General features: G+C 65.6%; 14 protein-coding genes. 5 read left to right on the top strand and 9 right to left on the bottom strand.

Features of this window, described 5'->3' with window-relative positions; genetic code table 11:
• Nucleotides 1-9: 9 nt before the first annotated feature.
• On the bottom strand, nucleotides 10-858 hold the full coding sequence (locus AC3WRI_RS04875) for a sulfurtransferase (RefSeq protein ID WP_058696978.1): 849 nt from the start codon (nucleotides 856-858) through the stop codon (nucleotides 10-12).
• A gap of 207 nt (nucleotides 859-1,065) precedes the next feature.
• On the opposite strand from AC3WRI_RS04875, the gene dnaE reads away from it, so the two are divergent.
• Complete coding sequence (gene dnaE, locus AC3WRI_RS04870; RefSeq protein ID WP_041687221.1) at nucleotides 1,066-4,578, top strand: DNA polymerase III subunit alpha; 3,513 nt, start codon at nucleotides 1,066-1,068, stop codon at nucleotides 4,576-4,578.
• Between the two features lie 19 nt (nucleotides 4,579-4,597).
• Here dnaE and AC3WRI_RS04865 read toward each other — a convergent pair whose 3' ends face one another.
• A complete protein-coding gene (locus AC3WRI_RS04865; protein ID WP_011614782.1) occupies nucleotides 4,598-5,671 on the bottom strand; it encodes a glycosyltransferase family 4 protein in 1,074 nt (357 codons plus the stop codon).
• Between the two features lie 36 nt (nucleotides 5,672-5,707).
• On the bottom strand, nucleotides 5,708-6,487 hold the full coding sequence (locus tag AC3WRI_RS04860; RefSeq protein ID WP_037023915.1) for a glycosyltransferase family 2 protein: 780 nt from the start codon (nucleotides 6,485-6,487) through the stop codon (nucleotides 5,708-5,710).
• Between the two features lie 299 nt (nucleotides 6,488-6,786).
• Here AC3WRI_RS04860 and AC3WRI_RS04855 point away from each other — a divergent pair, with 299 nt between their 5' ends.
• Both AC3WRI_RS04855 and msbA read left to right on the top strand, forming a co-directional pair.
• Nucleotides 6,787-7,560: a glycosyltransferase family 25 protein gene (locus tag AC3WRI_RS04855; protein WP_010812918.1), complete on the top strand. Its 774-nt coding sequence runs from the start codon at nucleotides 6,787-6,789 to the stop codon at nucleotides 7,558-7,560.
• A 91-nt stretch (nucleotides 7,561-7,651) separates the two neighbouring features.
• Nucleotides 7,652-9,382 carry a lipid A export permease/ATP-binding protein MsbA gene (gene msbA / locus AC3WRI_RS04850; RefSeq protein WP_492292718.1) on the top strand — a complete coding sequence of 577 codons (1,731 nt, stop codon included), beginning with the start codon at nucleotides 7,652-7,654 and terminating at the stop codon, nucleotides 9,380-9,382.
• 58 nt (nucleotides 9,383-9,440) lie between these two features.
• Here the strand turns inward: msbA and waaC are convergent, their stop codons facing one another.
• The gene (gene waaC, locus AC3WRI_RS04845) at nucleotides 9,441-10,427 is read right to left on the bottom strand and encodes a lipopolysaccharide heptosyltransferase I (RefSeq protein ID WP_010812916.1); all 987 of its coding nucleotides are present in this window, start codon (nucleotides 10,425-10,427) and stop codon (nucleotides 9,441-9,443) included.
• Between the two features lie 180 nt (nucleotides 10,428-10,607).
• Between waaC and AC3WRI_RS04840 the strand changes: the two genes are divergently transcribed.
• Entirely contained in the window at nucleotides 10,608-11,198 is a 591-nt protein-coding gene (locus AC3WRI_RS04840; RefSeq protein ID WP_492292683.1) for a peroxidase-related enzyme, read from the top strand.
• A 12-nt stretch (nucleotides 11,199-11,210) separates the two neighbouring features.
• On the opposite strand, the gene AC3WRI_RS04835 is transcribed toward AC3WRI_RS04840, so the two are convergent.
• The gene (locus AC3WRI_RS04835; RefSeq protein ID WP_010812914.1) at nucleotides 11,211-11,723 is read right to left on the bottom strand and encodes a hypothetical protein; all 513 of its coding nucleotides are present in this window, start codon (nucleotides 11,721-11,723) and stop codon (nucleotides 11,211-11,213) included.
• A 269-nt stretch (nucleotides 11,724-11,992) separates the two neighbouring features.
• On the opposite strand from AC3WRI_RS04835, the gene AC3WRI_RS04830 reads away from it, so the two are divergent.
• Nucleotides 11,993-12,307 carry a hypothetical protein gene (locus tag AC3WRI_RS04830; protein ID WP_058696970.1) on the top strand — a complete coding sequence of 105 codons (315 nt, stop codon included), beginning with the start codon at nucleotides 11,993-11,995 and terminating at the stop codon, nucleotides 12,305-12,307.
• 191 nt (nucleotides 12,308-12,498) lie between these two features.
• Here AC3WRI_RS04830 and AC3WRI_RS04825 read toward each other — a convergent pair whose 3' ends face one another.
• The 4 genes from AC3WRI_RS04825 to AC3WRI_RS04810 form a co-directional block, all read right to left on the bottom strand.
• A complete protein-coding gene (locus tag AC3WRI_RS04825; RefSeq protein ID WP_492292681.1) occupies nucleotides 12,499-12,780 on the bottom strand; it encodes a head-tail connector protein in 282 nt (93 codons plus the stop codon).
• A complete protein-coding gene (locus AC3WRI_RS04820) occupies nucleotides 12,777-13,100 on the bottom strand; it encodes a phage head closure protein (RefSeq protein ID WP_492292680.1) in 324 nt (107 codons plus the stop codon). The genes AC3WRI_RS04825 and AC3WRI_RS04820 overlap by 4 nt, the downstream gene beginning before the upstream one ends.
• 142 nt (nucleotides 13,101-13,242) lie before the next feature.
• Complete coding sequence (locus tag AC3WRI_RS04815; RefSeq protein WP_492292678.1) at nucleotides 13,243-14,748, bottom strand: terminase large subunit; 1,506 nt, start codon at nucleotides 14,746-14,748, stop codon at nucleotides 13,243-13,245.
• Nucleotides 14,745-15,206 (bottom strand): TerS protein, encoded by a 462-nt coding sequence (locus AC3WRI_RS04810; protein ID WP_492292676.1) that lies wholly within the window; start codon nucleotides 15,204-15,206, stop codon nucleotides 14,745-14,747. Before AC3WRI_RS04810 ends, AC3WRI_RS04815 begins: the two co-directional genes overlap by 4 nt.
• Nucleotides 15,207-15,232: the final 26 nt, after the last annotated feature.

Below are 15,232 nucleotides of genomic sequence, written 5' to 3'. Positions count from 1 at the left end.
GCCGGCTTCTTACGCTGCGGCCTGGTCCTTGCTGCCGATGCAGTGGGGGCAGCTCTTGCCGACCACGTAGTGCGGGCTTTGCTGCTCCTGCGGCGTGACCACCGCGCGGCAGGCAAAGCACTGCTTGGGGCCGGCCGGCTCCAGGTTGGGGTTCAGCGCGGTGCGGTAGTCAAAGACGAAGCAGTCGCCGCGATAATGGCTGCCGCCGACTTCCTCGAAGTACTTCAGGATGCCGCCCTCGAGCTGGTACACGCGCTCGACGCCGACTTCCTGCATATGGATCGCCGCCTTCTCGCAGCGGATGCCGCCGGTGCAGAACGACACCACGGTCTTGCCTTCCAGCTCCGCCTTGTGGGCCGCCACCGCCTCGGGAAATTCGCTGAACTTGGCGATGTCATATTCCACGGCGTCTTCGAACGTGCCAACCGCGACTTCGAAATCATTGCGCGTGTCCAGCATCACCACCGGGCGGCCTTCGTCGTCGTGCCCCTGGTCCAGCCAGCGCTTCAGTTCGGTCGGACGCACTGACGGCGCGCGGCCTTCCTCGGGGCGGATCAGCGGCATCTTCATGGTGATGATTTCCTTCTTGGCGCGCACCAGCATGCGCTTGAAGGGCTGGTTTTCCGACAGGCTTTCCTTGGGCGCGATATCGGCAAAGCGCGCATCGGCGTGCAGCCAGTCCATGAAACCGTCGATGGCTGCGCGCGGCCCGGCCAGGAACATATTGATGCCTTCGGGCGCGAGCAGGATCGTGCCCTTCAGGCCGGCCGCTTCGCAGCGCTCGCGCATGGCCGGGCGCAGGGTCTCGATGTCGTCCAGCGAGACGAATTTGTAAGCGGAAATATTGACGATCTGCATGGGAGACTGCGCCTGCGCGGCCGCGTCCCGAAGGGCGCCGACGGCTTGCGATAACTGCCTGATTGGAAAGGTGAAATTATAACGCGTGCGGGCGCCGCCGCCGCGCATTCCCAAGCACTCCGATCAGCTATGCCGGGCCCTCGCGCCAGGCCGCCCGCACGCAATATCGGAGGCATGCCAGCGGCCCGAGCCGGTACAATGTCGCCCATGTCCGCACCCCGCTTCGTACACCTCCGCCTGCATTCCGAATACTCCATCGTGGACGGCATCGTCCGCCTGGAAGACGCCGTCAAGGCCGCTGCCGCCGACGGCATGGGCGCGCTCGCCCTGACGGATCTCGCCAACGCCTTCGGGCTGATCCGTTACTACAAGGAGGCGCGCGGCAAGGGCGTGAAGCCGGTGGTCGGTGCCGACGTCTGGCTCACCAACGCCGAAGACCGCGACAAGCCGTCGCGCCTGCTGCTGCTGGTGCAGGACCGCCGCGGCTACCTGAACCTGTGCATGCTGTTGTCGCGTGCGTGGCTGGGCAACCAGCACCGCGGCCGCGCCGAGATCGATCCGGCCTGGTTCCTGGAACCCGGCGAAGACGACCTGCCGCTCGCGACCGGCCTGATCGCCCTGTCGGGCGCAATGGGTGGCGATATCGGCATGGCGCTGGCCAACGGCAATGCCGACGGTGCGCGCCGCGCGGCACAGCATTGGTCCACGGTATTCGCGCAGCGCTTCTACATCGAACTGCAGCGCGCCGGCAATGCCGGCACCGATGCCTACGTGCAGCAGGCCGTGCAACTGGCGGCGGAACTGCAACTGCCGGTGGTGGCCACGCATCCGGTGCAGTTCATGACGCCGGACGACTACACCGCGCACGAGGCGCGCGTGTGCATCGCCGAGGGCGAGCTGCTGGCCAATCCGCGCCGCACGCGGCGCTTTACCACCGACCAGTACTTCAAGACCCAGGACGAGATGTGCGCGCTATTCGCCGACATCCCCTCGGCACTGGAGAACGCGGTCGAGATCGCGCGCCGCTGCAACCTGACGCTGGAACTGGGCAAGCCGCGCCTGCCGCTGTTCCCGACGCCCGACGGCATGTCGCTGGACGACTACCTGGTCTACATGGCCAAGGACGGGCTGGAGAAGCGCCTGGCGGTGCTGTTCCCCGACGAGGCGGTGCGCGAATCCAAGCGCCCGGAATACTACGCACGGCTGGAATTCGAGACCGGCACCATCATCAAGATGGGCTTCCCCGGCTACTTCCTGATCGTGGCGGACTTTATCAACTGGGCCAAGAACAACGGCGTGCCGGTGGGACCGGGCCGCGGTTCGGGCGCCGGTTCGCTGGTCGCGTATGCGCTCGGCATTACCGACCTGGATCCGCTCAAGTACGCGCTGCTGTTCGAGCGTTTCCTGAACCCGGAACGGGTCTCGATGCCCGACTTCGACATCGACTTCTGCCAGCACGGCCGCGATCGCGTGATCACGTACGTGAAAGAGAAGTACGGCAAGGACGCGGTATCGCAGATCGCCACCTTCGGCACCATGGCGGCAAAGGCCGCGGTGCGCGACGTGGGCCGGGTGCTCGATCTCGGCTACGGCTTTGTCGACGGCATCGCCAAGCTGATCCCGTTCAAGCCGGGCAAGCTGGTCACCATCGAGGAAGCCAAGAAGGAAGAGCCGCTGCTGACCGAGCGCGAGAGCAACGAGGAAGAAGTGCGCCAGCTGCTGGAGCTGGCACAGCGCGTCGAAGGCATGACCCGCAACGTCGGCATGCATGCCGGCGGCGTGCTGATCGCGCCCGGCCGGCTGACCGACTTCTGCCCGCTGTACACGCAGGGCGCGCAGAACGACGGCATGAGCGGCGTGGTCAGCCAGTACGACAAGGACGACGTCGAGGCCGCCGGCCTGGTCAAGTTCGACTTTTTGGGCCTGACCACGCTGACCATCCTGGACTGGGCCGAGCGCTATATCCGCCGTCTCGACCCCAGCAAGGCTGACTGGAACTGCAGCCATATCCCGCTCGACGACGGTCCCGCCTTCGATATCCTCAAGACCGCCAACACGGTCGCCGTGTTCCAGCTGGAAAGCCGCGGCATGCAGGGCATGCTGAAGGACGCCAAGCCTGACCGCTTCGAGGACATCATCGCGCTGGTGGCACTGTACCGCCCGGGCCCGATGGACCTGATCCCCAGCTTCTGCGCGCGCAAGCACGGCCGCGAGAAGGTGGAGTACCCGGATCCGCGCGTCGAACCCGTCCTGAAAGAGACCTACGGCATCATGGTCTACCAGGAGCAGGTGATGCAGATGGCGCAGATCATCGGCGGCTACTCGCTCGGCGGCGCCGACCTGCTGCGCCGCGCCATGGGCAAGAAGAAGCCCGAGGAGATGGCCCAGCATCGCGTCATGTTCCGCGAAGGCGCCGACAAGAACGGCCTCTCCGCGCAGCAGGCCGACGATATCTTCGACCTGATGGAGAAGTTCGCGGGCTACGGCTTCAACAAGTCGCACGCGGCCGCGTATGCGCTGCTGGCGTACTACACCGCCTGGCTCAAGGCCCACCATCCGGCCGAATTCATGGCAGCCAACATGTCGCTCGCCATGGACGACACCGACAAGGTCAAGATCCTCTACGAGGACTGCAAGCTCAACAAGCTCGCGGTGCTGCCGCCGGACGTCAACGCCAGCGAATACCGCTTCGCGCCGACCGACCCCAAGACCATCCGCTACGGCCTTGGCGGCATCAAGGGCAGCGGCCAGGGCGCGATCGAAGATATCCTGCGCGCACGCGAGGAGCGCCCGTTCACCGATCTGTTCGACTTCTGCGAACGCGTCGACCGCCGCCAGGTCAATCGCCGCACCATCGAGGCGCTGATCCGCGCCGGCGCCTTCGACAGCCTGAACGACAACCGCGCCCAGCTGCTGGCCTCGGTGCCGATCGCGATGGAGGCCGCCGAGCAGAAGGCCGAGTCCGCCAACCAGGTGTCGCTGTTCGACCTGATGGGCGATGCCGGCGATGCGCACCGCCCCGAGCTGCTCGACGAGCCGCGCTGGAGTCCCAAGCGCACGCTGCAGGAAGAGAAGCAGGCGCTCGGCTACTACTTCTCAGGCCACCTGTTCGATGCCTACCGCGACGAGGTGCGCCGCTTCAACAAGGGCACGCTGGCCGCGCTGGAAAAGGAAGTGCAGGGCAACGGCGGCGGCTTCGGCCGCGACGTGCGCGGCAAGACCATCGCCGGCGTGATCAGCGGCGTCCGCACGCAGATGACGCAGCGCGGCAAGATGGTGATCGTCACGCTCGACGACGGCACCGGGCTGGTCGAGATGACGGTGTTCAACGAGCTGTTCGACGCCAACCGGCACATGTTCCGCGAGGACGAGCTGCTGATCGCCACGGGGAACGCGCGGCACGATACGTTTACCGGTGGGGTGAGGTTTACGGCGGAATCGGTGATGGACCTGGTGGCCGCACGCGTCAAGTTTGCCAGCGCCGTGCGGTTGTCGATGAATGGCAATTCCTCGACCGGGATGCTGCGCGAACTGCTGATGCCGCACCTGGCCCGCGCCAGCGGTGGACAGGGTTTGCCGGTGCGCATCCACTACCAGTCGGGGGCGGCTTCGTGCGAGGCCATGCTCGGAGCGGACTGGAAGGTGGTGCCCTCCGACGAGGCGCTGACCGCGTTGCGGCTGGCACTGTCGCCGGACAGCGTCAGCACCCTCTACGAATAAGCCGACGGCAGCGGCGGTCTCAGGCCGCCTGCCGGGCGGCGCGCGCGCTGGCCGCCAGTGCTAGCAGCGCGTCGACGTGGGCCTCGATGCCCGGATCGTAGTTGAGCATCGCCATCGGATTCGCCAGCCGGCCCTGGCCGCTGCGTGCCGCGTCGACCGCGGCGTGAATCGCGCGGTCGAGCGTCTCGGCGCGATCGCGTGCGAAGGCATGCACCGCCTGCGGCCGGATCACCTCCAGGCAGGCAATATTGTCGGCAAAGACCAGCGGTGTGCCGCACAGCACCGATTCCACGCCGACCAGTCCGAACGGTTCATAGCCCGACGCCAGGATGGTGAAGTCCGCGGCGCGGTAGAGCGCGTCGATGCGGCTGCTGTAGCCCAGTTCCCGTACCCGCGGGATGGTGCGCCCGACCGGACGGCCGGCCACGGCAAGCGTGATCGGCAGGTCCGATTTGGAGAAATAGTCGGCAAGCAGGTCGAAACCCTTGCGGGCATGGCCCGAAGACGGGAACAGGAATACGACCTCATCGTCACCGAAACCGAACTCACGGCGCAACGCGGCGCGCGCGTCGGCGTCGACCGGCGTGAAGCGCTGCGTGTCGACCGGCGGGTAGATCAGTTCCACGCGGTCCGGCGGCATCCCGTACAGCTCGATCACCTCGCGGCGCATCAGCGCCGAATGTGCCACCACGCGGTGCGCGCCAGCATACTGCGCACTCTCCAGGTCGATCTGCCACTGGTCGGAGCGGCGCGCTGTCGTGCCGCGCGCGCCGAGATAGCCGCGATGGGTGCCGCCGCAGATGGCGATATCGGAGCCGCGCACGCGGTTGCAGCCGATCAGCACTTCGTCCGCGGGACGGCGCGCTTGCAGCCGCCACGAGAAGTAGCGGTCGCGCAGCTTGCCGGGCAGCCACGACACCACGATCCGGTGCGGGACAATGCCGGCCGACTCTGCCACGCCGGCGTCGAAGCGGCGCGCGTAGACCGACACCTCGGTGCCGGCGCGGCCTGCCATGGCCCGGCTGATGTCGAGCGCATAGCGTTCCAGGCCGCCGCCAGCGCCGAAGCGATTGCAGGAGATGCCAACTTTCATCGATGCATGGAATAAAGGGGAGGGGCGGCCGGCGCCTCAACGGGTGACCTCAGGGGCGGCTGCCTTGAGATCGGTGTCGGCCTGCAACTGCGCCAGCTTGGCGTACTTGTAGTAGCTTGCCTGCGCATTCATCAGCGCCACGCCGAAGCCTGCGCTGCCGTCCAGGAAGCCGCGCTTGAGCAGGTAGGTCCGGATGAAGGCCCACAGGCCGTGGCCCGCGGCGGACGCCACCGAACTACGCTTGCCCCGCGCGTAGGCCTGCTGCGCGCCTGCGCTGGAGTAGCTGTCGATCTTGCGCAGCACGTCCGACAATGTGCGGTAGCTGTAATGGATCAGCGGCTCGCGCAGATGGGTGACCGGGTCGTCCACTTTCAGGTGTTCGTGGACCAGGTCATCCGTGAAGCGGCCGCGGCCCTTGCGGAAGACGCGGGTCACATAGTCCGGGTACCAGCCGGCGTGGCGCACGAAGGTGCCGCAGAACGCTGACAGGCGCGGCAGCGCAAGCGCGTGGGCGTCGGACCGCTTCAGATGGCCCAGGATCTCGTCGCGCAGGGCGGGCGTGACACGTTCGTCGGCGTCGAGACTCAGGATCCAGTCGCCCGTGGCGGCGTCAACCGCGCGGTTCTTCTGCGGGCCGAAGCCAGGCCAGTCGTCGGTCTGGATGACGGTGGCGCCGGCGGCACGCGCAATCGCCACAGTGTCATCCGTGCTGGCCCAATCCACTATAATCGCCTCTTCGCACCAGGACACGCTTTCGAGGCATGGCCCGATATTGTGAGCTTCATTCCTGGTAATGATGACGGCCGAGACTCTCATGGAACATAGGGGAGGCACGCAGGTCGGACAAGACCGACGGGCCGCCGGAGTCGCCCACGGCGCCAGGCGCTGGATCGAGACCGCGTATTCTACCGCACTGGCGCATGGCGCCCTCCGCGGACCCTGATGCCATCGAGTCGGCTAGCGGGCCGCTCCCTGAAACTCAAATTGATGATACGAGCACAATTGTTCCGTTCCGCCGGGATGGAAGAAGTCTTCCTTCTGCCTGCGCGTGCAGCATTGGTCTCTCTGTTGCCGGCTGCAATCCGGGCAAGACTGGACACACTGGTGCTGGCCGCATGATCGGCGCCTACGTCATCAATCTCGACTCCGCGCGGGAACGCCGGGAGCGCATTTCCGGCCAGCTGGCGGGCCTTGGCATCCCGTTCCAGGTGTTCCGGGCCGTGGATGGCCGCGTGCTGGCGGAGCAGGAAGTGGCCAGCAAGTACGATGCCGCGGCCGCCGCCGCGCGCTACCGGCCAATGAGCCGGGGCGAGGTCGGGTGCGGGTTGAGCCACCTCGGTGTATACCGCAAGATGCTCGACGACGGCGCCGCCTTTGCGCTGGTGCTGGAGGACGATGCTTCGCCGGGCCCCGACCTGGCAACCGTGCTGGCCGACCTGGAGTCGCGCCTGGATCCGGACCGGGCCGAGGTAGTGCTGCTGTCCCATGTCGACAAGTACACCCGCTGGGGTGCCCGCAGGCTCGGCGGTGAACGACGCCTGGTCAGGCGCTACGGCGAATGGTGGCGCGCGCACGGCTACGTGGTGACGCGTGCCGCAGCGCGACGCCTGTTGGCGGGCTTGCAGCCGATGTGGTGCGCGGCCGACTACTGGTCGGCCTTCGAAAAGCAGGGCCTGGTGTCGGTCAGTGCGGTGGTGCCATATTGCATCGGCCTGACCGAGCTGGCCGAGACCTCGTCGCTCGAAACGCATCGCGCCGACCTGGACGCCACCGACAAGGCTCAGCGCAGCATCGGCTATTATCTGCGCCGCTACGTCTATCAGCGCTTCCTGTTCCAGCTCATCGTCAGGCCCTTCCTTCGGGTAGCCCGGCAGAAGCGGCCGGGCTAGCGCCGGGCCGGCACGCCGCCTCCACACACAAGAAATATCAGTGACCACATCCAAACCGCCCATTTCGCCAGGTGCCGCCGTGCCGTCCAGCATGGCCAGCCGGCTCTGGTCTTACCTGCGCCCCGAGTTACGCATCTTCATCGGCGCTATCCTCGCCATGGCCGTGGTTGCGGGCAGCGAAGGGGTGATCCCCAAGGTTGTCAATGACCTGCTCGACAAGGGCTTCGGCGGCGACTACGCCGGCACGCTGTGGCATGTCCCCGCCATCCTGACCGGCGTGGCCCTGATCCGCGGCGTGGCGCAGTTTGCCTCGGGCTACCTGCTGAACCTGATCTCGAACCGCGTGCTGCTGAAGATGCGCCTGCAGATGTTCGAGCGCCTGCTGCAGGCGCCGGCCTCGTTCTTCCACCGCAACACGGCGGCTTCGCTGATCAACGCCGTGATCTTCGAGGTCAACCAGGTGCTGCAGATCCTGACCAGCGTCTTTATCACGCTGGTGCGGGACTCGCTGACGGTTGTCGCGCTGCTGATCTACCTGTTCTATACCAACTGGCGCCTGACGCTGATCGTGGCGGTGATCCTGCCGGTGATCGGCTACCTGATGTCGAAGATCAACCGCCGGCTGCGCAAGCTCAACCGCGATCACCAGGCTTTTACCAACAACGCTGCCTATGTCGTGGAAGAGGCCGTGGGCGGCTACAAGGTGGTCAAGCTGCACGGCGGCGAGGCCTACGAGATGGGCCGCTTCCGCACCGTGGCCGAGCGGCTCAAGAACTACTCGATGCGCATGGCGGTTGCCGGCGGGTTGAACCAGCCGGTCACGGCCTTCCTGGCCGCGCTGGCGCTGTCGGTGATCATCACCATTGCGATGGTGCAGGCGCAGGCTAACCAGACCACGGTGGGCGGTTTTACCGGCTTTGTGATGGCGATGCTGCTGCTGATCTCGCCGCTCAAGCACCTGACCGACATCAACCAGCCGCTGACACGCGGCATCACCGCAGCCGAGATGATCTTCCGGCTGATCGATGAGCCGATCGAGCCGCAGGACGGTGGCAAGATGCTGGGTCGTGCCCGTGGCGAGCTGGCCTTCGAGCAAGTCGGCTTCCGCTACGGTGAAGCATCGCGCGCCGCGCTGGAGGGCATTGACCTGCGCGTCAGCCCGGGCGAAGTGGTGGCGCTGGTGGGCCCGTCGGGAAGCGGCAAGACCACGCTGGTCAACCTGGTGCCGCGCTTCTTCGACCCGACTGGCGGGCGCATCCAGCTGGATGGCACGCCGCTGACCGAGTTGTCGCTGAAGGACCTGCGCAACCAGATTGCCTTCGTCAGCCAGGACGTGGTGCTGTTCAACGACACCGTCGCCGCCAATGTGGCATATGGCGCGCAATCCGACCGCGAGATCGACATGGCCCGCGTTGAGCGCGCGCTGGCGGCCGCTTACCTGACGGAAACGGTCAAGGGGCTGCCGGAGGGCCTGAACACCAATATTGGCGACAACGGCATGAAGTTGTCCGGCGGTCAGCGCCAGCGGCTGGCGATTGCCCGGGCGCTGTATAAGAACGCGCCGATCCTGATCCTGGACGAGGCGACTTCGGCACTGGATTCGGAGTCCGAACGCCAGGTCCAGGCGGCGCTGGAGGAACTGATGAAGGGCCGGACCACGCTGGTGATTGCGCACCGGTTGTCCACCATCGAGAATGCTGACCGCATCGCGGTGCTGGACCACGGGCGCGTGGCGGAGCAGGGCACGCACGCGCAGTTGCTTGCGGCCAACGGCCTGTACGCCGGGCTGCACCGGATCCAGTTCGCGACGCAGCAAGGGTAACGGACCTGCCAACGACAAAGGCCGGCGCTTGCGCCGGCCTTTGTCGTTTCCTTCGTGCTCAGTTTGGCGAGGTGACGGGCGGCTGCACGCCCAGCACTTCATCGATGGCAGCCAGCACCTGATCCCGCCGCGGCACCACGCCGCCGCCGCCCAGCGAGACCGCGCGGCCCGGCGCATCGACGCCGTACAGGTGGCGCGACGTGGTCGTGAACAGGATCACGGTCGGGCGGCGCAGCGCATCGGCGATATGCACGAAGCCGGTGTCCATGCCAACCACCAGCGATGCCTTGCCTACCATCTGCGCCACACCGGTGATGCTCAGGCGTGGCATCACTTCGGCGTTGGGCACGCTGGCGGCGATGGTTTCGGCTTCCTTGCGCTCCGCGTCGTTGCCCCAGGGCACCAGCACGCGCAGCCCGCGCGCCGAGATCGCGCTGCCCACGCTGATCCAGTCGGCGACCGGCCACTTCTTTTCCTCGCTCGAGGTGGCATGGAACAGCATCGCGTACGGACCCTTGGCGGCCGGCGCCGGCGTGTCTGCTGGCATCTCCAGGCCGTAGTCCATGTCCCTGGTCAGCTCATAGCCCAGGGCGCGGCTGACGGCGCGGCGCATCCGCTGCCGCGCGCAATCTTCTTCGACAAATGGCTGGAACACATGGTTGTAGGCGAAGCGAGCGCCGCTCTCGCCCAACTCTGCCACGGGGTAGCCATAGCGATTGCGCGTGCGTGCCAGGAACGTCACGATGGCGCTCTTGTAGACGCCGTGGACGTCCAGCACCGCATCGTACTTCTCGCGACGCAGTTCACGCAGCGCGCTGAAGATCGCACGCAAGCCAGCCCAATTGCGCGATTTCTTGAAGCCGCGCAGCGGCGCGGAAATCACACGCTCGATATTCGGATTCCAGCGCGGCACGTCGGCGCAATATGAGTCGGCGATCCAGTCGATCTTGACGCCGGGAAAGGCCCGCTGCAGGTCCGCGACCAGCGGCTGGGTGAACACCATGTCGCCGAGAGAGGTCAGCTTGACGATGAGAATACGTTTCATCAGGAACAGTATGGTGGGCAGTGTGCCTGCCTGGTTCGGAAGGTGCGTAGTATGCCTTATGCAGGGGACATGTGTCCGTGCGATGCATGGGCGACATGGCGCCCGCCACACCCATGCCGATCCGTTAGTATCTGCATCAGAAGCTCACGATCGATGACGCCTATCCAACAGGAGACCACCATGTCCGACCCGGCATTCGCCATCAGCCGCTACCCCGTTCCCGCGCTGACCGACCTCCCCGACGACATCCGCGCCCGCATCCTGGAAGTCCAGGAAAAAGCCGGCTTCGTCCCCAACGTCTTCCTGGCGCTTGCGCACCGTCCCGACGAGTTCCGCGCGTTCTTCGCCTACCACGACGCGCTCATGCTCAAGGAGGGCGGCCTGACCAAGGGCGAGCGCGAGATGATCGTGGTGGCGACTTCCGGTGCCAACCAGTGCCTGTACTGCGTGGTGGCGCATGGCGCGATCCTGCGCATCTATGAGAAGAAGCCACTGGTGGCGGACCAGGTGGCGGTGAACTACCTGAAGGCGGATATTCCGCAGCGCCAGCGCGCGATGCTCGACTTCGCGGTGAAGGTGTGCAAGGCGTCGCATGAAGTGGGCGATGCCGACTTTGCTGCGCTGCGCGAGCACGGTTTTTCCGAGGAGGATGCCTGGGATATTGCCGCGATCACGGCGTTCTTCGGCTTGTCGAACCGGATGGCCAACACCGTCAGCATGCGCCCGAACGACGAGTTCTACCTGATGGGCCGGGTGCCGAAAGCGAAGTAATGCCGCAGCGGCTCAGCGCACCTCGGCGCAGGCACCGCTCTTTGGGTCGAACAGCACCGGCCACGCCTGCTCGTAGATGCCGGGCGTGCAGTGCTTCTCGCAGCGGTTATGGGCCAGCGTCACGCGGCGCGGATCCTGCCACACCAGCAGCTTGCACTGGCTGCCGTCGATGGCCTGCAGTTCGATGTGCGGGGTCGCGCGGACCTGGCGGAACTCGGCCAGGTTGAATTCGCAACTGCCGCGCCGCGATACCCATAGCTTCCACTTGAGCGCACGCACCTCGTTGGCCTTGACGTCCATCAGCGCGTCTTCGCGGAAGCCGTCTTCCTCGGTGCGCTTGCAGGCGGCGGCAATGTTGATGGTCTTGTTCGCGATCGGGGTGGCGCGCTCCTTGGGCGCGGCGGCGATTGCTTCGCCCTTCGCCTCGGGCGGCGGTGCGGGGGCGCGCTTGACAATCGGCAATGGCGCGCACGCCACCGACAACAGAAGGGCCAGCAGACAGGTCCCATGGTTCGTGGCGTTCATGCCGGACTCCTTGCTTGCCGACCGGGCCGCGCCCCGCATCGGGGCGGCAAGCCGGGCGCGGCATCCGTGCGGATGCCGCTGACTACCTTGGCTTAGTTATAGCGGATGGCAAACGGAATTGGAGTAGGACCATCACCGAGTCCGTAAGGAGACGGACGCTAGCGGACACGCGCAGGCGCTGCAGCGCAGTTACGTTCGTAAACAGCTTGATACACAGATGCGGAACGCGGCGTGCTAGCCTTTCTCAACCATCGCTCGCCGCCGCCAAAATGAAGCCCCGCGCCCTTGTTGCCCTCATCGTATTGCCCGTGCTCCTTGGCACCCTCTCCGCCGCCGCCCATGCCGATGACGACTGGGACGACGATGATGATCACCGCTACGCGCGCCGGCACAAGGGCGGCGACTACAAGGAAGAGTTCTGGGTCGGCAACTGCAAGATCAAGCGCAAGTGGAAAGACAACGGCGAGTACAAGGAAGAGCGCAAGTGCAAGGACCGGCCGGTCGTGTACCAGCCGCCGCCGGCTGTGTATTACCAGCCCGAACCTGCCTTCGTGGTGAGTCCGCAAGTTGTGATCCGGCCCTAGTCCGGCCAGAATGCAGAAAGGCCCGCCAGTGAGCGGGCCTTTCCATGCCTGCGCCGGCATCTTCACATCAGGATGATGTCGTATTGCTACCATGAATTTCCGGGAGCCGCGCCAGTAAAGCGATTCCGGGTTGTTTCTGCCCGGAATCTCCCCGTAGCTACCCATCTAGCTACCCAAGCGAGCGGCGGCGCTCAAACCGACATCACGCGGTACGGATTCAGCAGGCGCTCATAGGTCGGATTCTTGAAATACTGGCTAATCCCACCTTGCCCGCCGGCTTCCCGGTTCTCGTACAGGTCGCCAATTTGCAGGAGGATCGCGGCACGGACAGGCGCCCACAGCGGATCAATCACGGCAACACCCAAGTAGTCCGCCGCCGCGGCCTCCGCGGCCTCGATCATGAGTTGAATGGCGGCGTCCTCGTCATTGTGGTCAACGCGCAGATGGGCTTTGGCTTCGGCGAGGGCAATCAAGATGTGGCTCCGGTGGTGGTGCAAACTAGGTCGACAAAAGAGCGGTCGGCATTCGGTAGCACCGCCTCGATGTCGTAGATGGTTTCGCCGGACAGCACCCGCATGCCGGCGTCAATGCCGGCCCGTCGTCGGATGCGAATGCTCGTCTTCACGATGGACGTGGGCGCATCAGATTTGATGCTTTCCAGGCCACTCAGGTGCCGAATGGCGGCCCAGGCGTCGTACACCGTCGCCCAGCTCTCGATAGGCCCCCCTAGTTCGTCCTGGCCTTCCTCCCGCCGCTCGATGCGTACTCGATCTCTCAGTGTTCCGGCTTGCATGTCATGTCCTTAAAAAGGATGCCGGCCACGCGCTTGAAAGGACAAGCGCCGCCGGCTGTCGGGGTTTTCTCATGACGTGGCACTCACCGACTAATCCACGTCCGCCTCCATCCGGTTTCCCGGCCCCTGGCGGCAAGGGGTCCTACACAAACGTGAAGCCGGCGTCGTCGTACACGCTTGGCCCGGTGTCGCCCACCTGGGCGGCCACGCCGAAAGCCATCGCCGCTGCGACCATGCCGTCAATCCGGCCAGTAGCGCGGCCCTTGTCCAGCTTGCGGGAGCCTGCCGGGTCTTTCGTCACCACGGCGTTTGCTGCGCACATGGTCAGCACCGGATTCATGCCGTGGGAAACACGCGCGTTCAGCAGCTCGGCCTCCAGTGCGTCGATTGCGGGAGACATGTCCTTGTATCCCTGCCCCCATGGCACCAACGGCAAGTCCACGCCGATGCGGTCCAGCTCCTTCATAAGCAGGTCAATGCGCCAGCGGTCGTAGCCGACCGCTCGCAGGTCCAGATCCTGTACCAGCTCGGCAATGTCGGCGGCCACGTGCTCATAGTCCACCGTCGCGCCTGGCGTGGTGCGCAAGAAGCCTTGTGATTCCCACACGTCATAGGCCACACGATCACGGTGGGCGCGGTCGTGTAGCCCCTGCTTGGGCGTCCAGAAGTACGGAACAACCTGCCACACATCGTCCACCTGCCCAATCAGCACCAGCGCAGTAAGGTCGGTGCGCGCGGAGAGATCCAGGCCGCCATACACGGGGCCATCAAAGGGGACTGGTGACGCCCCGCACGCCTTCCACACGTCAGGGGAGATGAGTGGGCTGTCCGTCGAAACCCGCTGGTTCAGCAGCAGATTGCGCGCCGTGTTCTCCATGCTCGGCATCCGCTGCGCCTGCTTCATCTGCTCGGACAGGTCATCCAGGCTGCGGAACATGCCCAAGGCTGGATTGGCGGCACGCCATGCGGCCTCGTCCATCAGGTCGCAGTCTGCCGGCGCCGCGTAGACATGGGAAATCATGCGCGGGTCTTGGCTGGTCTCGGCATCGTCCAGCCACACGGAAAGCAGATCCGCATCGGTCGCGGCTTGGGTGGAGATGACCAGCAGCAGCGGATCGGCGTGCGCCCCCTGGCTGGTCAGAATTGCGTCCACGAAGTCACTACGCGGCCCGCGCACCTGGCCTACCTCGTCCAGAATCGCGAGCACTGGCGATAGGCCGTGCGCGGTTTTGCCGTCAGCGGCCAGCGCCCGATATTCGGTATTCATGGGCAGGCCCAGCAGCCGCTTGCCCGATGGGATGATGCGCACCAACCGGGACAGCTTCGCCGAGAGCTGGACCATCTTGGCCGCCAGGTTGAACACCAGGGCGGCTTGGTCGCGGCTCATCGCCCCGGACACAATCTGACTGTTCAGCTTTGCCTCCGGCCCCACCAGGTGCGCCAGCAGCAGGCCGGCAATCAGGCCGGTCTTGCCGTTCTTGCGTGCGATCGACAGATAGGCGCGGCGCGTGCCGGCCGGGTTGTCGTAGACCTCCCGAATAAATCGCTTCTGGAAGTCAGCCAGCACCAGCGGCTGGCCGGCGTGCGCACCGTCCGGCGTCACGCAGTACCGCTCGATGAAGGCAATGATCTTCTCGCCGCGGGTCATTTCACCATCCGCAGCGTAGGAATCAGGTCGTCAGCGTCCGGCGCGGCCTGGCGCTCATTCTCCAGCGCCTTGGACGCGTCTTCCGATCTGCCCACCGTCGCCTGGGCGTGTACGTGAAGCATCCGCGACAGCGCCACCGCGCGCCGGCTCAGCGTCTCGATCAGCTTGTGCTTCGGGTTCAGCAGAATGCCGTCCAGCAGATCACCCTCAACGTCAATCTCCGCTTGCAGGCGCTCCACGTCAGCCTGGCAGCGGGCGAGGTTCGCTGCGTGGGTCAGATCCACATCCGTCCACGTGTCGCGGGCGCGGGCACTTACCACGGCGTCCCAGAACGGGCGCGCATTGGCTGGCAGGTGGACGTACGCAGGCGGCTCCAGCGGCCCCAAGGCAGCGGCTTTGGCCGCGGCGACAGCAGCGGCGGCAGAGTCCGAGCGTTTGCGCCGAGGGGTGGATTTCATAATGCGGAATATTTGCGGTTAGCGAT

The organism is Cupriavidus sp. FW305-27 (genome assembly GCF_058787995.1).
This window is presented reverse-complemented; position numbering and strand designations above follow the sequence as displayed.

Coding starts and splice junctions, on each gene's coding strand:
- msbA (WP_492292718.1), top strand. CDS start 7,652: ATGGCCAGCCGGCTCTGGTCTTACCTGCGCCCCGAGTTACGCATCTTC.
- AC3WRI_RS04815 (WP_492292678.1), bottom strand. CDS start 14,748: ATGACCCGCGGCGAGAAGATCATTGCCTTCATCGAGCGGTACTGCGTG.
- AC3WRI_RS04860 (WP_037023915.1), bottom strand. CDS start 6,487: ATGAGAGTCTCGGCCGTCATCATTACCAGGAATGAAGCTCACAATATC.
- AC3WRI_RS04835 (WP_010812914.1), bottom strand. CDS start 11,723: ATGAACGCCACGAACCATGGGACCTGTCTGCTGGCCCTTCTGTTGTCG.
- AC3WRI_RS04855 (WP_010812918.1), top strand. CDS start 6,787: ATGATCGGCGCCTACGTCATCAATCTCGACTCCGCGCGGGAACGCCGG.
- AC3WRI_RS04875 (WP_058696978.1), bottom strand. CDS start 858: ATGCAGATCGTCAATATTTCCGCTTACAAATTCGTCTCGCTGGACGAC.
- dnaE (WP_041687221.1), top strand. CDS start 1,066: ATGTCCGCACCCCGCTTCGTACACCTCCGCCTGCATTCCGAATACTCC.
- AC3WRI_RS04840 (WP_492292683.1), top strand. CDS start 10,608: ATGTCCGACCCGGCATTCGCCATCAGCCGCTACCCCGTTCCCGCGCTG.
- AC3WRI_RS04865 (WP_011614782.1), bottom strand. CDS start 5,671: ATGAAAGTTGGCATCTCCTGCAATCGCTTCGGCGCTGGCGGCGGCCTG.
- AC3WRI_RS04810 (WP_492292676.1), bottom strand. CDS start 15,206: ATGAAATCCACCCCTCGGCGCAAACGCTCGGACTCTGCCGCCGCTGCT.
- AC3WRI_RS04820 (WP_492292680.1), bottom strand. CDS start 13,100: ATGCAAGCCGGAACACTGAGAGATCGAGTACGCATCGAGCGGCGGGAG.
- waaC (WP_010812916.1), bottom strand. CDS start 10,427: ATGAAACGTATTCTCATCGTCAAGCTGACCTCTCTCGGCGACATGGTG.
- AC3WRI_RS04830 (WP_058696970.1), top strand. CDS start 11,993: ATGAAGCCCCGCGCCCTTGTTGCCCTCATCGTATTGCCCGTGCTCCTT.